The 2,467-nt window shown below is 38.5% G+C and carries 2 protein-coding genes; both read right to left on the bottom strand.

The features are described 5' to 3' along the window. Positions 1 to 249: 249 nt before the first annotated feature. Complete coding sequence (locus EJN67_RS13860; RefSeq protein WP_129725017.1) at positions 250 to 999, bottom strand: SIMPL domain-containing protein; 750 nt, start codon at positions 997 to 999, stop codon at positions 250 to 252. Positions 1,000 to 1,002: 3 nt separating this feature from the next. Then, positions 1,003 to 2,238, bottom strand: coding sequence for a DUF4349 domain-containing protein (locus EJN67_RS13855; protein ID WP_129725016.1), 1,236 nt, complete (start codon positions 2,236 to 2,238; stop codon positions 1,003 to 1,005). Positions 2,239 to 2,467: the final 229 nt, after the last annotated feature.

Here is a 2,467-nt window from a genome sequence, read left to right as displayed (position 1 = left end):
ATAGAAGATGTCATCCTTTCGTTAAGTTATTTGTTTATTCGACTAATATTTTAACAGGATGGCATCTTCTTTTCAATTCTATTGGTAATTTATTACTCTAAATCCCTACGGTAATTTTACGCTAACATCCCCTCTTATATGTGAAATATGCAAAAAAACATGGGATAAAGACATCTAATTGTCTTAAGTCCCATGTTTTTGAACAATTTTGTACTTTTTAATATGATTTAACTTTTATTTGTAGTTTTTCTATTTTACCTTATATATAATAGTCACATTTGCAGTTACATCCAGTTCTCCCGGTGATACAGGCACACTGCCTGCATCCATTGACATCTCTTCTTTCATATCCCCGTATCCCCCTCTATACTGAGGAGTTGTTAAGCCTTCGCATACAACATCCATCTTATCAAGCTTTACACCTGCTGCCTTTGCCATGGATTCCGCTTTTTCCTTTGCCTTTGCTATTGCCTGTTCCATGGCCTTGTTGTATGCATCATCCCTATTTTCCACATCAAATGTTATCCCATGGAAAGTATTAGCTCCCGCCTCGTATGCCCCTGCTAATACCTCTCCTACCTTATCCACATTCCTGAGTGTTACCTTTACTGTGTTAGATACCCTAAAGCCCAGTATCTCCCTCTTGTCATTCCTATAATCCTCTTCCAGCCTTACATAGTAATCGCTAGTCTGTATATCCTTTTCGGCAATACCCAAAGACTTTAGCTTTGCCATCACCTTATCCATGGCAGCTTTGTTATCCTGCTGAGCCTTTTTGGCATCCTTATCAAGGGTCTCAACACCTACATTTACATATGCGATATCTGGCTTTATGCTAACCCTACCCTCTCCATATGCAGTAAGGGTAGAATCATTTGACCCTTCAGATGCATTTGCAGTATTAAGGTCCTTAGATGTTACCATCCCGCCTGATACGATACCTACGCATAAGCCTATTACAAGGGCTAATGCTACCATAAGTTTTTTACTCTTTAACATATTTTATGCCTCCTCATTTTTTTTATTGGAAACTCTTTTTACATATAACTTTCTTATAATCCATATAACAAGGAGTATAAGTGGTATATAAGGTAGAAGCACTACCATGCCTATGGCAATGTTTTGGAAAAACTTTATTAGGCTATCTACTGACCTACTAAATGCCCGCCGTACCCGTTCATAGAATGTATTTGTATTACCAGGGCTTAGCTGTTTTACCTGGTATACGTCTAAGGTTACCCTTGAATAATCCACTAGGTTATCCCATTTCTTCAAGGTACCTGTTAAATTCTCTATTTCATACCTTACAGTTGATAATTCCCTTTCAAGCTCTATTATATCCTGGAGCTTTTCTGCCTTGGTCAATATGGTAAGAAGTCTCTCCTCCTGTATCTGCAAGGATTTTAATCTAGCCTCTGTATCAAAGTACTGCCCTGTAATATCCTCCGAACCGGTCTCGTCCCTTATAATATCCCCTGCATCGCCTAATGAGTTTGTAAACTGCTCCAGCTTATTACTAGGTACCCTTATCTCAAAATGTGCACTACGATCTTCATTTGACCTTTCATTAAACCTGGATTTACCTTCTACATTTGAGGTTTCCACATATCCCCCCATAGATTCTACCTTGGCATATATTAGGTCTATTGTCCTGTCAAATTCTATAGTCTCCATGGTGAGATATTTGTATTTTATAAGCTTTCTGTCTATTTGTGCTACAGACTGGCTAGAACTAGCCGTATCCCTATCCCCTGAAAATCCTGCATCATCAGCAGGGCTTTCTGCCTTATCTGCCTTATCTGCCTTATCCTCCTGTACCATTTCCGTTGAACTGCTATTTTGTTTCGATTCTTCATAGGCAATATCCTTTTTAGTAGAGCCAACCATAGAAAGGCTCCCTATTGCTGCTGCAGATACTATCACTATTACGATGACAGCAGCAATTGCCACAGCACTAAAATTTATTCGTCTTTTTGCCCCCATATTTATGCTCCTTTCTAAATACTCCCCTTTGATTTCCTTATCTAATAGTTTTTTACGAATTTCTTTGCTAAAATCATTAGGAGGGGCTAGCAAGGGGAGATCTCTACACATATCCCGTATAACAAGCATGGTTTTGTATTCTTCCCTGCAGCTTTGACACCTTTTAATATGGTAGTCCATTGCCCGCATTAAGAGATGCGGTAATCTTTTATCTACATACAACGATAACCTTTTTAAAAAAACACTGCAGCGCATCTCCCCTCACCCCCTTGCATACTTATAGACGGATAGAAACGTATTTTGTTGCAGTGTATATTTAATTTTTCTAATCTAAATTGCAATATTAAATGCAACACTTTTTGAGAAAATCATACTTATCCATTTACTTCCTCTTGTCAAGGGGAGGGTGGAGATTTTCGAGTGTATACGAGAAAATACTACCCAACCTTGACAACGGTGGTAATGATATAATTTCTGTTGGCCT

The sequence above is a fragment of the Xylanivirga thermophila genome, from assembly GCF_004138105.1.
Taxonomy (GTDB): Bacteria; Bacillota; Clostridia; order Caldicoprobacterales; family Xylanivirgaceae; genus Xylanivirga; species Xylanivirga thermophila.
The sequence above is the reverse complement of the archived record's forward strand: the minus strand, read 5'-3'. Positions and strand labels throughout refer to the sequence as shown.